This is a genomic window from Streptomyces sp. DT190, from assembly GCF_049846985.1.
Lineage (GTDB): Bacteria > Actinomycetota > Actinomycetes > Streptomycetales > Streptomycetaceae > Streptomyces.
Map to the genome: position 1 here is coordinate 251,272 of NZ_JBNCNM010000003.1, position 15,239 is coordinate 266,510.

The window sequence follows — 15,239 nt, forward strand, 5'->3', positions numbered from 1 at the left end:
GGCCGGGGTCAGAGCACTCCCTCGTGCGTCAGCAGCCGCACCTTGCGGTCCAGTCCGCCCGCGTAACCGGTCAGCGTGCCGTCGGCCCCGATGACCCGGTGGCACGGGCGGACCACCAGCAGCGGGTTCGCACCGATCGCACCGCCGACGGCCCGCACGGCCGCCCGGGGCGCCCCGATCCGGCGGGCGATCTCCCCGTACGTCACGGTCGAGCCGTAGGGGACGTCGTCCAGCGCGGCCCACACCCGCTCCCGGAAGGGGGTGCCCTCGGTGCGCCACGCCAGCCGGAACTCCTTCAGTTCCCCGGCGAAGTACGCGGCCAGCTGCTCCCGCGCCGCGCGGAACGGCCCGGGGTCGCGCCGCCAGTCGTCCCGCACCACGCGTCCGCCCTTCTGCCCGGGCACGGACAGCGAGGTCAGCTCGCCGGTCGGGGCGGCGGTGAGCAGGAGCGGCCCGACGGGGCTGGGCACGCTCGTCCAGTAGGTCGGCTGGGTCATCGGAGCTCCCACTCCCCTGCTGCGCGCAGGTGGTTCAGGGCGTACGAGCGCCAGGGGCGCCACGTGCCGGGGATGTCGAGGCCGGGCGGGGCGACGTCCGGGTCGCCGAGGGCGCGGGTGCGGATCGCGGCGGCCGTACGGGCGTCCAGTCCGGGCAGGGCCAGCAGGGCGTCCTGCGCGGCCTCCCGGTCGGCGCCCGGGTCGAGGCGCAGGACGCCGTCGGCGAGGGCGGTGGTGAGCGCCCCGAGGGTGCCGCCGGGCTCGGCCCCCGCGAGGACGGCCGGCTCGGGGAAGAGGTGCGTGAGGCTGCCGCAGGGGGCGTCGAGGGCCTTGCCGTAGCGCCGTACCAGGCGCTCGGCCTCGGTGCGTCCGGCCAGCGCGCGCACCGCGAGTTCCTCCGGGTCGGCGGCGCCGGGCGAGCGCAGGCCGGGGCGGGCACGGACCAGCGGGGCGAGCCGCGGGTCGGCGCCGAGCCGTTCGTCGACGGCGTAGGGGTCGGCGTCGAGGTCGAACAGCCGCCGCAGCCGCTGTACTGCGGTGGTCAGGTCGCGAGGGTCGGTGAGGTGCAGCCGGGCGTCGAGCCAGCCGCCCGGGTGGGCGCCGGAGCCGGTCCGGGTGGTGCCGGGACGTTCGCCGACGGCGACGATGCCGGTGCCGTACGGCAGGCGCAGGGTGCGCCGGTAGGTGCGCGCGCCGGGCGGGCCGCTCACCTCCTCGATGCCGGGCACGGCCTCGTCCTGGAGCAGGTCGAAGACGGGTCCGGCCTGGTAGGGGCCGCGGTGGGCGAGCCGCAGCGGGATCCCGGCGCCGGGGGTGGCCGTGCGGCGGGCGCGGCCGTTCCCCGGTGCGGCGGCACGCAGCCGGCTCGGGGTCGACGCGTAGATCGCGCGGATCGTGTCGTTGAACTGCCGCACGCTGGCGAACCCGGCGGCGAACGCGATCTCCGTGATCGGCAGCTCGGTGGTCTGCACCAGCAGGCGCGCGGTGTGGGCCCGCTGGGCGCGGGCGAGGGCGACCGGCCCGGCGCCGAGTTCGGCGGTGAGCTGCCGCTGCACCTGCCGTGCGCTGTAGCCGAGCCGTGCGGCGAGCCCGGCGACGCCCTCCCGGTCGACGACGCCGTCGGCGATCAGCCGCATGGCCCGGCCCACCACGTCCGCGCGGACGTTCCACTCGGCGGAGCCGGGCACGGCGTCCGGGCGGCACCGCCGGCAGGCCCGGAACCCCGAGCCCTGCGCGGCGGCGGCCGTGGCGAAGAACCGTACGTTGGCCCGCTTGGGGGTGACCGCGGGGCAGCTCGGCCGGCAGTAGATGCCGGTCGTCTCGACGGCGAAGAAGAACAGGCCGTCGAAGCGGGCGTCGCGGCTGCGTACGGCCTCGTACCTGGTGTCCTCGTCCGTTCCCTGGGTGCTCACGGGTCCAGTCTCCGCCGTGGGCGGGGCCACCGCTGGCGGAAATCGGACACCGCGATCGGGGACCGCCCCGCCACCCCGCGGCTCCGGGGCGGCGGGGAGAACCCCACTCGTCGAGAGGGCGGGGAACGGCCGTACCGTCAGGAACGCCAGTGCGCTCCCCGCTTGGCCTCCATCGCGGCCTTGCCCATCGCCCCCTTCCGCTTCCAGTCCTTGCGGATCTCCGCCCGGAGGCGGGCGTCCGTCTTGGCGACGATGCGCTGGTTCTCGCGCAGCAGCTTGCGGTAGCTGTGCAGCCGCCGCTCCGGCAGGTCACCGGAGTCCACGGCGGCCAGCACCGCGCAGCCGGGCTCGGCCTCGTGGGCGCAGTCGTGGAAGCGGCACCGCGCGGCCAGTTCCTCGATCTCGGAGAACACCTGCCCGACGCCGGTCTCGGCGTCCCACAGGCCCACGCCCCGCAGGCCGGGTGTGTCGATCAGGACGCCCCCGCCGGGCAGGGCGAGCAGGTTGCGCGTGGTGGTGGTGTGGCGGCCCTTGCCGTCGACGTCCCGGGTGGCCCGGACGTCCATGACGTCCTCGCCGAGGAGCGCGTTGGCGAGGGTCGACTTGCCGGCACCCGACTGTCCGAGCAGCACGGACGTACCGCCGCAGACGAGGGCGGCGACGACGTCGAGCCCGTCCCCGTCCTGGGCGCTGACGGGCACCACCGGGACGCCGGGCGCGCTGGTCTCCACGTCCTGGACGAGGTGGGAGCGGGTCACCGCGTCGGGCACGAGGTCGGCCTTGGTGAGGACGACCACGGGCTGCGCCCCGGACTCCCAGGCGAGGGCCAGGAACCGCTCGACGCGGCCGAGGTCGAGTTCGACGGCGAGGGACACGGCGACGACGGCGTGGTCGACGTTGGCCGCGAGGATCTGTCCCTCGGACCGCTTGGAGGAGGTGGAGCGGACGAAGGCGGTGCGGCGCGGCAGGTACGTGCGGACGTAGCGCGGGTTGCCGCCCGGTTCGACGGCGACCCAGTCGCCGGTGCAGACGACCCGCAGGGGGTCGTGCGGGGTGACGAACGCGGTGTCGGCCCGCAGGATCCCGTCGGCGGTGACGACGTCGCACTGCCCGCGGTCGACGCGGACGACCCGGCCGGGCAGCAGCCCTTCGGCCTCGTACGGAGCGAAGGTCTCGGCCCAGGCGGCGTCCCAGCCGTAGGGAGCGAGGGCGGCGGAAACGGATGAAGCGGAGGAGGCGGAGCTGGAAGACAAGGGTGATCCTTCTGGAGGACGGCCCCGGCCCGACGCTCGGTCGGTCAGCCGGCGACCACGGAGGTGGACTTCAGGAACTGGATGCGGGCAGCGCTCATCGCAATGACAGCCATCGGTCGACACCTCCTCGTCCCTCTTGGATCTTCGGCTTCGTCGGCTCTTCGCAGAACCGGCGTCACCGTACCCCGTCCTGCCGCGGTCGCGTCAACCGCTTTTCGCGCAGGCCCGGCCGTTCAGCGTGAAGTCGTAGGGCGGGGAGTTCCTGCCCTGCCAGGAGGCGAGGAAGCCGAAGGCCAGTTCGCCGCCCGCGGGCACGGACCTGTTGTAGTCGGCGGCGGTGGCGGTGACGCGGGAGCCGTCCTGGGAGACGGAGGCGTCCCACATCTGCCCGACCTGCTGGCCGTCCCGGAAGGACCAGGAGACCTCCCAGGAGCCGAGGGCGGCGGTGCTGGTGACGCTGACGGTGGCCTGGAAGCCGTCGGGCCACTGGTTGACCAGGTCGTACTCGACCCGGCAGGTGGGCTGTGCGCGCTCGTCGCCGGGTGGGGGCCGGTCGGTGGGCGAGGCGGTGCCCTGCGGTTCGGTGTGCTGGTTGCGGCTCTTCGACGAGCGGGGCTCGTCCGGCTCGGGCGCGCCGGTGCCGGAGCCCGCCGGGCCGGCCGGCTGGGAGGTGGCGGGCGGCAGCGACGGGGCGGAGGGCAGGGACGGGCCGGGGTCGGCCACCGGCTGGCGGCCGGCGTCGTCGCGCGCGCCGAGGTCGTCGCCCGAGCCGCCGAAGGGCATCAGGGAGACGCCGAGCGCCAGGACGGAGACGAGGACGGCGGCGACGAGGAGGCCGCTGCGGGCGACACGCGCCTTCTGCGTCCCGTCCTCCGCCTCCTCGGCGGCCCGGTCCGCCGCGCCGGGCCGGCCGGAGCCGAGCCGTACCTCGGCGGCGCGCCGGCGGCGCTCCAGGTAGGCGAGTCCGCCCCAGCCGATCACCCCGCCGGCCAGCGCCCCCGGCAGTCCGCCGCCGTGCAGGCGCAGGCAGGCGGCGGCCTCGGCGCACTCCACGCAGGTGGCGAGGTGCCGGGAGAGGTCGCCGGGGGTGTCGGCGGCTGAGGAGCGTGTGACGGCGTCCAGCAGCCGGGCGTAGCTGCGGCACCGGGCGTCCATCGGGGTGTCGAGGTGGTTGCGGTGGCAGCGGTCCCGGAACAGGGTGCGCACCTGCTGGAGTTCCTCGGCGGCGGTGGCCGGGTCCAGGCCCAGGCGGCGGGCGGCCAGGGACAGCGGCAGGGCCTCCACCTCGGCCAGCCACAGCAGTTCGGCGTCCGCCTGCTGCAGGTCGCGCAGGCCGCGCAGCGCGAGCGGGCGCCGCAGGGGCGGCCCGGTGTACCGGGCGGCCTTGTCCGAGTTGAGCCACAGCCGCAGATCGGGGTCGAGCTTGTGGCCCTGCCCGTCCTCCTCCCAGGCCGCCGCCGTGGTGCGCACGGAGGTCAGCAGCAGGGGGATGCGGGGCAGCCGGGCGGGGCGGCGGCCGGCGCCGCGGACGGGACCGGCCTCGGCGGCGCGGGCCTCGCGCATGCCGTGCGCGAACGCCTCCCGGCCCAGCTGCGCGGCGGCCGTGGAACCGGACGTGCACAGGTCGGCGTAGGCGAGGACCGCGTCCCAGCACTCGGAGAACAGCGCGGCCTCGGTGGCGTCCTGAGGGGTCGGCAGGTCGGGCATGAGTCTCCTGCATCCGCAAGCGAGGTCAACTCACCATGTCGGCATTGGAGTTGGGGGGAACCTCGGGGGCGGGCAGGAGTTTTTCACGCTTCCGACACAACTGACAAGCCGCGTATTCAAATCCCGGTGCGGGGCTTCCGGGTGGATACGTACGCGGCGCCGTTCCGTCTCAGGGCGGACCGGGTCAGACCTCGACGGGTGCGTCCGCGGGCAGGCTGTCCATGAAGGAGCTGACCGAGAAGACCGCGTTCCCCGCGCCGGGCGGGCCGTAACCGGGGGGCGAGGAGAGGCCGAAGTCCTCCATCGTCTGCCGGTACGCCTGGAGCAGGCGGATGTGGTACTCCAGGGGCGCGCCCTGCGGGTTGGCCTTGCCGAGCGGGGTCGTGGGCTCCGGGCACCAGGTGGTGAAGCGGGGCGTGATCCCGTGGGACATGAAGAAGCGCAGGCCCTCGGTGGTGGAGGCGATGGCCTCGTCGACCGTCTTGAAGCCGAAGGGCTCGGCCATCTCGACTCCGGCGACGAAGTTCGGGATGACGTTGCGGGCGCCGAAGATCTCGGCGGAGTCCAGGATGCGCTTGTGCCACTCGTCGCGGCCGACGTACCGCTCCTTGCCGGGGCAGTACATCTTGAACAGGTACTCGTCCCACACCTCGTAGTTGGGGTGGTAGATCTGCACGCCGTAGTCCTTGAAGCGCTGGACGTCGTCGCGGGGCAGGGCCTGGGCGACCACCTTGCCGATCCAGCGGCCGGGGAAGCGCTCCTCGATGGCCTTGGCGTAGTGGCCGTAGAAGTCGGCCTCGTCACGGCCGGAGACCGTCTTGGTGATGGCGCCGCCGGTGAGGGTGTAGGCGGTGGAGGTCTTCGCCGTGTCGTAGCGGTCGATGATCTCCAGGGCCTCGAGGACCTCCTCGACGTCCTTCACGCCCGTGTAGGGCCGGCCCGCGGCCTTGTGCTGGCGCCAGTTGTGGTTGATGTCGCAGTACTGGCACTCCTCCTTGGCGCCGAAGTACTGGCAGACCCGGAAGACGGTCAGGTAGATCAGGTAGCCCCACTGGATGGTCGGGGCGACCTCCATGACCGACTTCCCGTTGGACAGGGTGTGCCGGTAGTACTCGGGCATCGGCGGCACGCCGACGTCGGAGATCCGCCTGCCGTCGAGGTAGAGGCCGAGCACGCCGTCCTCGTTCGCGGCGACGCGGTAGGGCGAGGAGGGGTTCACCCGGACCGAGACGACCGTGCGCCGCAGGTCGTAGGGGCCGCCGGTGAGGATGATCTCCTCCGGGGGGCGGCGCAGCGCCGCCTCGCCCAGTTCGGGCAGGGTGCCGTGGTCGAAGGAGAAGATGAAGTAGGACTTCGGCTTGACGTCACCGCCCTCGTTGTCGCTGAGCGCCGACGGGTCGAAGGCCACACCGCCCCGGAGCAGGTCCTCCTTGAAGACGGCTTCCCGCGGGACGTGCGGGAACCGCTCCATCAGATCCTCGACCAGCGCGGTACGGCTGCCGCTGCCCATCCCGTGTCTCCTCCCGCTCGGACGTACGACTCCTCACGGTATGCCCATGGCTGTGCGTGAGCGGTACCGGGTCCCCCCGAGGCGCTGCTTATGACCGGAATCACCGCTTCTGCGACACCCGGGCCGCCGTCACGCCGCGTGGGCCAGGGCCGCCGGATCGACGGCGTGGGCCAGGCCCGTGCCGGCCAGCAGCCGTTCCGCCTCCTCCACCACGGTCAGGCCGAGCCGGGCCAGCTCGTTGCCCTGGGAGCCCGCGAGGTGCGGGGTGACGAACGCCCCGGGCAGGTCGTACAGGGGCGAGTCGGCGGGCAGCGGCTCGGGGTCGGTGACGTCGAGGACCGCGGTCAGGCGCCCGGTGCGCAGTTCCGCCACGAGGGCGTCGTGGTCGACCAGCGTGCCCCGGGCGGTGTTGATCAGGACCGCCCCGTCGGGCATGAGGGCCAGTTCGCGGCGGCCGATCAGATGGCGGGTCTCGGGCGTCTCGGGGGCGTGGACGGTGACGACGTCGCAGGTGCGCAGCAGGTCGTCGAGCGGCAGCAGGGGGACGCCGAGCGCGGCGGCCTCCCGCTCGTCGACGTAGGGGTCGGTGAGGACGGGCCGCAGGTCGAAGGGGCGGAGCAGTTCGAGGACACGGCGGCCGATGCGGGAGGCGCCGATCACGCCGACGCGGCGGCCGTGGTTGCCGATGCCGGCCAGGACGCCCCAGCCCGCCGACGCCCGGGTGGCGCGCAGCCGCTCGCGGGAGGCGAGGACGTCCTTCCCGGCGAGCAGGATCATGGCGAGGGTGTACTCGGCGACCGGCAGGGCGTTGGCCGCCGCCGCCGAGGAGACGGCGATGCCGCGCTCCCAGACCGCGGGGGTGACGAAGGATTTCACGGACCCGGCCGAGTGCAGCACCGCGCGCAGCCGGGGAGCCGCCTCCAGGACCGCCTCGTCGAGCGGGGGGCAGCCCCAGCCGGTCACCAGGATCTCGGTCCGGGCCAGGGCGTCGAGGACGGCGGGCTCGGTGAAGTCCCGGGCCACGAGGGCGGGATCGATGTCCACCGAGGTCCGCAGCCGGGCCAGCACCTCGGGCGGGAAGACCTGCGGCACGTGTTCGGCGGCCAGGGCGAACAGTGCCTGGGGGCGCTGGTTCAAGGAGGTGACCTTCCCACTCGTGACCCGCGGGCGCGGCTCCGGCGGATCGTTGGAAACCGCTTCCTACGGCAGCTCCACGGTAGGCCGACCCGGGCGGCGGCGGCAACGGAAGGCGGCCGGGGTAGGTTCCGGCAGGGGCTTTCCCTGCCCCACTGCCTCGGGGAAGGACGACGCGATGACCGGGACCGTGACCAACTGGGCGGGCAACATCACCTACGCGGCGAAGGAACTGCACCGGCCGGCCTCGCTCGACGCGCTGCGGGCGCTCGTCGCGGCCGGTGACCGCGTGCGGGTGCTGGGCAGCGGACACTCGTTCAACCTGATAGCCGAGCCGGGCCGCGAGGGCGTCCTGCTGTCCCTGGCCGACCTGCCTCCCGAGGTGGAGGTCGACACCGCGGCCCGCACGGTCCGGGTGGGCGGCGGCGTGCGGTACGCGGAGCTGGCCCGGCGGGTGCACGCGCAGGGCCTCGCGCTGCCCAACATGGCGTCCCTGCCGCACATCTCGGTGGCCGGGTCGGTGGCGACCGGCACGCACGGCTCCGGGGTGCTCAACGGGCCGCTGTCGGTGCCCGTCCGGGAGGTGGAGCTGGTCACGGCCGACGGTTCGACGGTGCGCATCGGGCGCGACGAGGAGCGGTTCGGCGGGGCCGTGACCTCGCTCGGCGCGCTGGGCGTGGTCACCGCGCTCACCCTGGACCTGGAGCCGGCCTACGAGGTGGAGCAGCACCTGTTCACCGAACTGCCGCTGGAGGGGCTGGACTCCGGGGCGTTCGAGACGGTGATGGCGACGGCGTACAGCGTCAGCCTGTTCACCGACTGGCGGGCGCCGGGCTTCCGGCAGGTGTGGCTGAAGCGGCGCACCGACCAGCCGCTCCCCGCGTTCCCGTGGGCCGCGCCGGCCACCGAGAAGCTGCACCCGGTGCCGGGCATGCCGGCGGTCAACTGCACGGAGCAGTTCGGCGTGCCGGGGCCGTGGCACGAGCGGCTGCCGCACTTCCGGGCGGAGTTCGTGCCGAGCAGCGGGGAGGAGCTGCAGTCGGAGTACCTGCTGCCGCGCGGGCACGCCGTGCAGATGCTGCGGGCGCTCGACGCGATCCGGGACACCCTCGCCCCGGTGCTGCAGACCTGCGAGGTGCGCACCGTCGCCGCCGACGACCAGTGGCTGAGCCCGTCCTACGGCCGGGACACGGTGGCGGTGCACTTCACGTGGGTGGCGGACACACCGGCGGTGCTGCCGGTGGTGCGGCGGGTGGAGGAGGCGCTCGCCCCGTTCGGGGCGCGGCCGCACTGGGGCAAGGTGTTCACCCTGCCCGCCTCCGCCCTGGCCGGGCTGTATCCGCGTCTGGGCGACTTCCGGTCGCTGGCGCGGGAACTGGACCCGCGGGGGACGTTCGCCAACGCCTTCGTGCGGGACGTGCTGGCGGAGGCGTAAGGGCGCGGCCCAACCGGGGCGGGCGGCCGCCCGGCCCGTCCCGCGCGCGGCCGGTCAGGCCGTGGCGTGCGGCCGGCTGGGCGGGCTCGGGGGCACGACGCGGTCCGCCTCGTCCTGGAGCAGCAGCGAGAGCAGGGACGCCACGGTCAGGCCGGCCTCGGCGGGGTGCCGCAGCACCTTGCCGGGGTCGATGCGGTACGTGTTCGTACGGCCCTCCCGGGTGTGGGAGAGGTAGCCGTCCTGCTCCAGGTCGGAAATGATCTTCTGTACGGCACGTTCCGTGAGCCGGCAGTGGGCCGCGATGTCCCTGATCCGGGCGCTGCGGTTGTCGGCGATGGCCGCCAGCACTCGCGCATGGTTGGTGAGGAACGTCCATCCGGTGTGTGGCTCGGGCACTCCATCCATACCCCCACTCTACTGACCGAACATTCGCGCACCCAAAAACACGTACTGCATTTCACGTATTGGTTGACGTGTCCGGGGTAGAGGGGCAAGGCTGGACACGAAGGCAGGGCGAAAGAGAGGGAGCGACAGCCATGCCGGAGCCCGCGCATACCGCGGCGATGCCGCCCTGCACGGCGACCCTGGAGGTCACACCGGAGGGCGGCCGGACGCGGGTGACGCTGCGGGGCGAGCTGGATCTGGGCAGCCGGCGGCTCCTTCCCGAACTCCACGACGCCCTGCGCCTGTCGGGCAGCGGCGTCGACCTGTATCTGGACGGGGTCGGGTTCTGCGACTGCTCCGGGCTCGGCACGCTGATGGACCTGCGGACCCGCGCCCTCCGCGAGGACAGGACGCTCACCGTCCGCTCCGCGGGCACGGCGGTCGGGCGCCTGCTCGACCTGACGGGTACGAGGGAGCTGTTCGAGGAACCCCGGCGCCCGCCCGGCCCGTCGGGGGATCCGGCACCCGCCGCCGCGCCCGGCCCGGCCCGGCCGGACGGGACCGACGGGGGCCCGCGCACCCAGGTCATCCCCGTGCGGCGGACCGTACAGGCCAGGCGCACGGCCGACCCGGCCCGCGACCTGATGGGCCGCGCGTAGGGCGGCACACCGCCGGACCGGACCCGGCACCGGCGAACGGCCGCCGTCGCGGTCACGGAGCCCGGACCGGGGACGGCGATGCGCCCCGGAACCGGAACGCGGGAACCGGGACGACGCCGGAGGACGGGGCCTGACGCACCCCGCCACCCGCCACGGCCGAAGCCCATGCACCGGCCCGCACGGTCCCGACTCCGGACGGACCCCTCGCGCCGCCGCCGCACCGCGCCCGACTCCGGACGGACTCTTCCCCCCTACCCCGTACGCCCCCCGCACCGCGCCCGACTCCGGACGGACCGGCCCTGTACGGGCCCGCAGGACCCGGAGTGCCGGTCGCGCACGACCCCGCACCACGCCCGTTTCCCGACGGATCCTTGGCCGCGCACGGAGCGACCGGCGGCCACCCACCGCACGACGCCGCGGCTCCACCATCCCCCGCGGTCACCCCCGGGCCGACCCCGCCCCCACCCCCTGAGGCATCATGGGCGAGCCACCCCCGGCCGCAGGTCTCCCGCGCGCGGGACGGACTTTATAAAGCCCCTTTCCAAACCCCTTGTCGAAAGTCCCGGCAGACCATAGCCTTGCGCCGCGCCGGTGCCGACGTCGACCCGGCCCGAGCCGGTCTGGGAAAGGGATGAGCACCCGGTGAAGCGCACATCACGCGACATCCGCACCGCGAACCGCTACGAGGTGCTGCGCCAGATCATCGCGGCGTCCCCCACCTCCCGGCAGGAGCTGGCGGCAGCCACCGGTCTCAGCCTCGCGACGGTCGCCACCCTCGTCGGCGAGCTGCTCGACCTGCGCATGATCACGGAGGTCGGCTTCGAGGACTCGGCAGGCGGCCGCCCCCGGGGCCTGGTCGCGGTCAACGCCTCGGGCGGCGCGCTGATCGGCGTCGACATCGCCGAGACGTACGTCCACGTCGAGCTGTTCGACCTGGCGCTGAACGTGCTGGCCCGGGCCGAGGAGGACGTCCGGCCCGGCGAGAGCCTGCCCGAGCAGGTGGTGGGCCACGTGGCCACCGCCGTCGGCTCGGTGGTCGCCCAGGCCGGCATCGAGGGCGCCCGGGTGCTCGGGGTCGGCGTGAGCGTGCCGGGACAGGTGGACCGGGCCACCGGCATCGCGGAGTACGCGCCCAACTGGGACTGGCACGACGTGCCGCTGCTCGACCTGCTCACCGAGCACATCGCCTACCCGCTGTACCTGGACAACCCGCTGCGCGCCAGCGCGGTGGCCGAGCTGTGGTTCGGCGCCGCGCGCGGCCGCGGGAACGCCGTGGTGGTCAACCTCGGGACGGGCGTGGGCGCCGGACTCGTCCTGGGCGGCGGACTGCACCGCGGCGTGAGCAACAGCGCCGGCGAGTGGGGCCACACCACGATGGTGCTGGACGGACGGCTGTGCCGGTGCGGCAACCACGGCTGCGTGGAGGCCTACGTCGGCGCCCGCGGCATCATGCTGAACCTGCGCGAGATCGGCCCCGACAGCCCGCTGCTGCACGCCGAGGACCAGACGGCGACCATCGACGCGCTGGCCCGGGGCGTACGGGGCGGCGACCCGGTGGCGCGCCGGGCCGTCCAGGAGACCGCCCGCTATCTGGGCGCCGGCGTCGCCGACCTGGTGAACCTGTTCAACCCCGAGATCGTCGTGCTGAGCAGCTGGGTCGCCCGCACCCTGGGCGAACCGCTGCTGCACGAGGTGCGCGACGCCGTGACCCGGCACGCGCTGCCGCGGCCGCTGGCCGCCACCGAGATCGTCCTGTCGCCGATCCCCACCGACGCGGTGTGCCTGGGCGCGGCGACGTTCGCGCTGGAGGGCGCGCTGCAGGCGGTCGGGCAGAAGAACGGCACGCGGGCCGCCGTGCGCGGCCGGGCCGCCGCACCCCCCTCGTAACGGCGGAGCCGGGCTGCGCCACACCCTCCGGCCGTTCGAAATCGCGAACCGGAGACAACGCTTCGCACCGACTTCGTCCAACCCCTTGCCGAAGCCTTAGCCGAAGCTCTAGCGTCCCGCACCGCACCCCCCTCTTCCAGCCAACCGGCGCGAGCCACCGGGCCGAGCGTGATCCGGGGACCGAGCCGGAGAGCCGCAGCCGTACTCGAGACAAGGACGTCAGCATGTCGGCATCGAGCAACAGCACCTGGGACCGCCGAACCGTACTGCGGGCCGCGATGGGCCTGGCCGCCGCCGGCGGGCTGGCCGCCTGCGGCAGCAACACCGGGCGGGGCGGCGGGTCGGGGTCGGGCAAGGGCCTCGTCCAGTACTTCCACGCGTACGGCGAGGCCGGCGTCGAGCAGGCCGTCAAGCGCTACGCCAAGGCCTACAAGGACGCCGACGTGACCACGCGGTGGATCACGGGCAACAACTTCGAGCAGAAGCTCTTCGCCGCGCTGCTCACCGACAACGCGCCCGACGTCTTCGAGTTCCACCCGCAGATCCAGCTCGTCAAGAGCGGTCAGGTGGCCGACCTGACGGACATCATCGAGCCGGTCAAGGACGACTTCAACCAGGCCGACATCACGTCGCACACGGTCGACGGGAAGATATACGGCGTCCGGATGATCGACGACCCGCAGTTCTTCTTCTACCGCCCGTCGATGTTCGAGAAGGCCGGCGTCGAGGTGCCGACGACGCTGGAGGAGCTGGTCGAGGCGGCCGCCCGGCTCAGGACCGGCAAGGTCAAGGGCGCCTACCTGGGCAACGACCTCACCCCGGTGCAGCACAACCTGATCTGGTCGGCCGGTGCCGACACCCTGACCACCGACAACAAGCCCGCCTTCAACACCGACGCGGTCGCCGACGGCCTCAAGCAGCTGCGTGGCCTGTTCACCAGCGGTGACCTGCTCCTCGGCGCCCCCGCCGACTGGTGGGACCCCTCGGCCTTCACCCAGGGTCTGACGGCGATCCAGTGGTGCGGCATGTGGGCCATGCCGGTCATGCAGAAGGCGCTCGGCGACGACATCGGCATCTTCCCCTTCCCGAAGGTCGGTTCGGCCGGCAAGGAGTCCGTCTACAACGGCGGCTGGTCGATGTTCGTCAACGCCAAGGGCAAGAACGTCGAGGCGGCCAAGGAATACGTCAAGTGGCTGTGGATCGACCAGAAGCAGTACCAGGAGGACTTCGCCACCTCCTACGGCTTCCACATCCCGCCGCGCACCTCCCTCGCTCAGTCCGCCGACAAGCTGAAGTCGGGCCTGCCTGCCGAGGGCGTGAAGCTGTTCAACGAGTTCGGGCACTTCGACAACATCGGCTGGACGCAGGCCATGATCGCCGCGTTCAACGACGTCATGGCGAACTCCGTCCGCAAGAACGGCGATCCGAAGGCCCAGCTCGCCGCCTGCGAGAAGAAGGTCGGCGCCGAGCTCAAGAAGCTCTTCGGTTAGGCCGCCGGACGGATCCCGACATGTCGACCACCACCACACCCGGGGTCGCCGAGAGCCCCGCCCCGGCCGGGGTCTCCCAGGACCGGCCGCGGCGGGGCCTCAGGGCGAGCAGCACCTTCAACTTCTGGCTCTTCACCGGGCCGTTCCTGATCGGCCTGGTGATCTTCGTCTTCGTGCCGATCGGCTGGAGCGTCTGGCTCAGCTTCTTCGAGGCGCGCTTCACGGTCACGCCGAGCGAGTTCGTCGGCTTCGCCAACTACAAGGAGGTCCTCACCGACACGGACTTCCGCAACTCGCTCGTCACGTTCACCGTGTTCGCCGCGTTCATCGTGCCGGCGACCTGGGCCCTGTCCCTGGGCCTGGCGCTGCTGGTGAACCGGCTGCGGTTCATGCGGGCGTTCTTCCGGTCGGTGTTCTTCCTGCCGACCGCGGTCAGCTACGTCGCCGCCTCGCTGATCTGGAAGATGTCCCTGTTCAACGGCGTCCGTTTCGGCCTCGCCAACACCGTCCTCGGCTGGTTCGGCGTGGACAACATCGCCTGGCTGGCGAGCCCCGACCCGCCCTGGTACTGGCTGGTCATCGTGACCGTCCGGCTGTGGCTCCAGTCGGGCTTCTTCATGATCCTTTTCCTGGCGGCGCTGCAGAACATCCCGCGGGAGCTGTACGAGGCCGCCGCGATCGACGGCGCCAAGCCCGGCTGGCAGACCTTCCGGCACATCACGCTGCCGCAACTGCGGGCCACGTCCACCGCGGTGATCCTGCTCCTGCTGATCGCCGCCTACCAGGCCTTCGACGAGTTCTTCAACCTGCTCTCCAAGGCCACCTGGGGCCAGCCCCCGCTGGTCGAGCTGTACAAGATGGCCCTCGGCGAGAACCAGAACTACGGCGCGGGCAGCGCGGGCGCGGTCGTACTGACCCTGCTCATCTGCGTCGTCACCCTGCTCCAGGGCAGGATCATGGGCTTCGGAAGGGGTGAGGAGTCCAAGTGACCACCACAGCACCCGAGATGGGAAAGACCGCGAAGCCGGGCAGGGTCCGGCGCGGCGGGGTCGTCGGCAACACCGGCCTGTACCTCGCGACCGGCGTCGCCGCCGTCCTGTTCCTGATCCCCTTCTACCTGATCGTCCGCAACGCCTTCATGACGGACCCGGAGATCACGGGCGAGGAGTGGAAGTGGTTCCCCACCACCGTCCAGTGGGGCAACATCACCGAACCGTTCGACGACGTCACCGTCGACTTCGCCCGTTCCCTGTGGAACTCCGTGGTCGTCGCCGTCCTGCACACCGCCGGCATCCTGCTGATCTGCTCACTCGCCGGCTACGGCCTCGCCCGGATCCCGTACCGGCACGCCAACAAGGTGTTCTACGCCGTCCTTGCCACCCTGATGGTTCCCACGGCGGTCACGTTCGTGCCGAGCTTCGTGCTGGTGTCGTCCCTGGGCTGGGTGGACAGTTACCGGGGCCTCATCATCCCGGGCCTGTTCAGTGGTTTCACGTGCTTCCTGTTCCGGCAGTACTTCCTGGGGTTCCCCAAGGAGCTGGAGGAGGCGGCGCGCGTGGACGGGCTCGGCTACTGGGGCGCCTACTGGCGTGTCGTCGTGCCGAACTCGCTGAACTTCTTCGCGGCCATCGCCACGATCACCTTCATCAACGGCTGGAACGCCTTCCTGTGGCCCCTGGTCATCGGCCAGGACCCGAGTGCCTGGACCGTCCAGGTGGCGCTGTCGTCGTACATGACGAACCAGACCGTCAACTACCACCTGATCTTCATGGCCACGGCCATCTCGATCCTGCCCCTGGTGTTCGTCTTCCTCTTCCTCCAGCGCTGGCTGGTGCAGGGGATCGCGCAGACCGGCATCAAGGGCTGAGCTA

The 15,239-nt window shown here is 72.7% G+C and carries 13 protein-coding genes; 6 read left to right on the forward strand and 7 right to left on the reverse strand.

The annotated features are described in order from the left end of the window. Window positions 1-8 precede the first annotated feature (8 nt). The 6 genes from ACPXCS_RS07965 to ACPXCS_RS07990 form a co-directional block, all read right to left on the reverse strand. Window positions 9-497 (reverse strand): methylated-DNA--[protein]-cysteine S-methyltransferase, encoded by a 489-nt coding sequence (locus tag ACPXCS_RS07965; RefSeq protein WP_425944653.1) that lies wholly within the window; start codon window positions 495-497, stop codon window positions 9-11. Further along, complete coding sequence (locus ACPXCS_RS07970; protein ID WP_425944654.1) at window positions 494-1,909, reverse strand: DNA-3-methyladenine glycosylase 2 family protein; 1,416 nt, start codon at window positions 1,907-1,909, stop codon at window positions 494-496. The genes ACPXCS_RS07965 and ACPXCS_RS07970 overlap by 4 nt, the downstream gene beginning before the upstream one ends. 137 nt (window positions 1,910-2,046) lie before the next feature. After that, a complete protein-coding gene (gene rsgA, locus ACPXCS_RS07975) occupies window positions 2,047-3,162 on the reverse strand; it encodes a ribosome small subunit-dependent GTPase A (protein ID WP_425944655.1) in 1,116 nt (371 codons plus the stop codon). 204 nt (window positions 3,163-3,366) lie between these two features. After that, window positions 3,367-4,869, reverse strand: a complete 1,503-nt coding sequence (locus tag ACPXCS_RS07980) for a cellulose binding domain-containing protein (RefSeq protein ID WP_425944656.1) — start codon at window positions 4,867-4,869, stop codon at window positions 3,367-3,369. 184 nt (window positions 4,870-5,053) lie between these two features. After that, window positions 5,054-6,379 carry a radical SAM protein gene (locus ACPXCS_RS07985; protein WP_425944657.1) on the reverse strand — a complete coding sequence of 442 codons (1,326 nt, stop codon included), beginning with the start codon at window positions 6,377-6,379 and terminating at the stop codon, window positions 5,054-5,056. A gap of 129 nt (window positions 6,380-6,508) precedes the next feature. Beyond that, window positions 6,509-7,516, reverse strand: a complete 1,008-nt coding sequence (locus ACPXCS_RS07990) for a hydroxyacid dehydrogenase (RefSeq protein ID WP_425944658.1) — start codon at window positions 7,514-7,516, stop codon at window positions 6,509-6,511. Window positions 7,517-7,691: 175 nt separating this feature from the next. On the opposite strand from ACPXCS_RS07990, the gene ACPXCS_RS07995 reads away from it, so the two are divergent. Then, on the forward strand, window positions 7,692-8,948 hold the full coding sequence (locus ACPXCS_RS07995) for a D-arabinono-1,4-lactone oxidase (protein WP_425944659.1): 1,257 nt from the start codon (window positions 7,692-7,694) through the stop codon (window positions 8,946-8,948). Between the two features lie 54 nt (window positions 8,949-9,002). Here ACPXCS_RS07995 and ACPXCS_RS08000 read toward each other — a convergent pair whose 3' ends face one another. After that, on the reverse strand, window positions 9,003-9,353 hold the full coding sequence (locus tag ACPXCS_RS08000) for a helix-turn-helix transcriptional regulator (RefSeq protein WP_425944660.1): 351 nt from the start codon (window positions 9,351-9,353) through the stop codon (window positions 9,003-9,005). A 131-nt stretch (window positions 9,354-9,484) separates the two neighbouring features. Here ACPXCS_RS08000 and ACPXCS_RS08005 point away from each other — a divergent pair, with 131 nt between their 5' ends. The 5 genes from ACPXCS_RS08005 (at window position 9,485) to ACPXCS_RS08025 (ending at window position 15,235) form a co-directional block, all read left to right on the forward strand. Next, on the forward strand, window positions 9,485-9,991 hold the full coding sequence (locus ACPXCS_RS08005; protein WP_425944661.1) for an STAS domain-containing protein: 507 nt from the start codon (window positions 9,485-9,487) through the stop codon (window positions 9,989-9,991). Window positions 9,992-10,633: 642 nt separating this feature from the next. Then, complete coding sequence (locus ACPXCS_RS08010) at window positions 10,634-11,878, forward strand: ROK family transcriptional regulator (RefSeq protein WP_425944662.1); 1,245 nt, start codon at window positions 10,634-10,636, stop codon at window positions 11,876-11,878. Between the two features lie 224 nt (window positions 11,879-12,102). After that, entirely contained in the window at window positions 12,103-13,368 is a 1,266-nt protein-coding gene (locus ACPXCS_RS08015; RefSeq protein ID WP_425944663.1) for an ABC transporter substrate-binding protein, read from the forward strand. Window positions 13,369-13,388: 20 nt separating this feature from the next. Beyond that, window positions 13,389-14,357, forward strand: a complete 969-nt coding sequence (locus ACPXCS_RS08020; RefSeq protein ID WP_311688912.1) for a carbohydrate ABC transporter permease — start codon at window positions 13,389-13,391, stop codon at window positions 14,355-14,357. Beyond that, window positions 14,354-15,235 carry a carbohydrate ABC transporter permease gene (locus tag ACPXCS_RS08025; protein WP_425944664.1) on the forward strand — a complete coding sequence of 294 codons (882 nt, stop codon included), beginning with the start codon at window positions 14,354-14,356 and terminating at the stop codon, window positions 15,233-15,235. The genes ACPXCS_RS08020 and ACPXCS_RS08025 overlap by 4 nt, the downstream gene beginning before the upstream one ends. Window positions 15,236-15,239: the final 4 nt, after the last annotated feature.

What these genes read in the sequence shown, in the direction of transcription:
- ACPXCS_RS08005 (WP_425944661.1), top strand. Translation starts at nt 9,485, where the DNA reads ATGCCGGAGCCCGCGCATACCGCGGCGATGCCGCCCTGCACGGCGACC.
- ACPXCS_RS07995 (WP_425944659.1), top strand. Translation starts at nt 7,692, where the DNA reads ATGACCGGGACCGTGACCAACTGGGCGGGCAACATCACCTACGCGGCG.
- ACPXCS_RS07985 (WP_425944657.1), bottom strand. Translation starts at nt 6,379, where the DNA reads ATGGGCAGCGGCAGCCGTACCGCGCTGGTCGAGGATCTGATGGAGCGG.
- ACPXCS_RS07980 (WP_425944656.1), bottom strand. Translation starts at nt 4,869, where the DNA reads ATGCCCGACCTGCCGACCCCTCAGGACGCCACCGAGGCCGCGCTGTTC.
- ACPXCS_RS08015 (WP_425944663.1), top strand. Translation starts at nt 12,103, where the DNA reads ATGTCGGCATCGAGCAACAGCACCTGGGACCGCCGAACCGTACTGCGG.
- ACPXCS_RS08020 (WP_311688912.1), top strand. Translation starts at nt 13,389, where the DNA reads ATGTCGACCACCACCACACCCGGGGTCGCCGAGAGCCCCGCCCCGGCC.
- ACPXCS_RS08000 (WP_425944660.1), bottom strand. Translation starts at nt 9,353, where the DNA reads ATGGATGGAGTGCCCGAGCCACACACCGGATGGACGTTCCTCACCAAC.
- ACPXCS_RS07965 (WP_425944653.1), bottom strand. Translation starts at nt 497, where the DNA reads ATGACCCAGCCGACCTACTGGACGAGCGTGCCCAGCCCCGTCGGGCCG.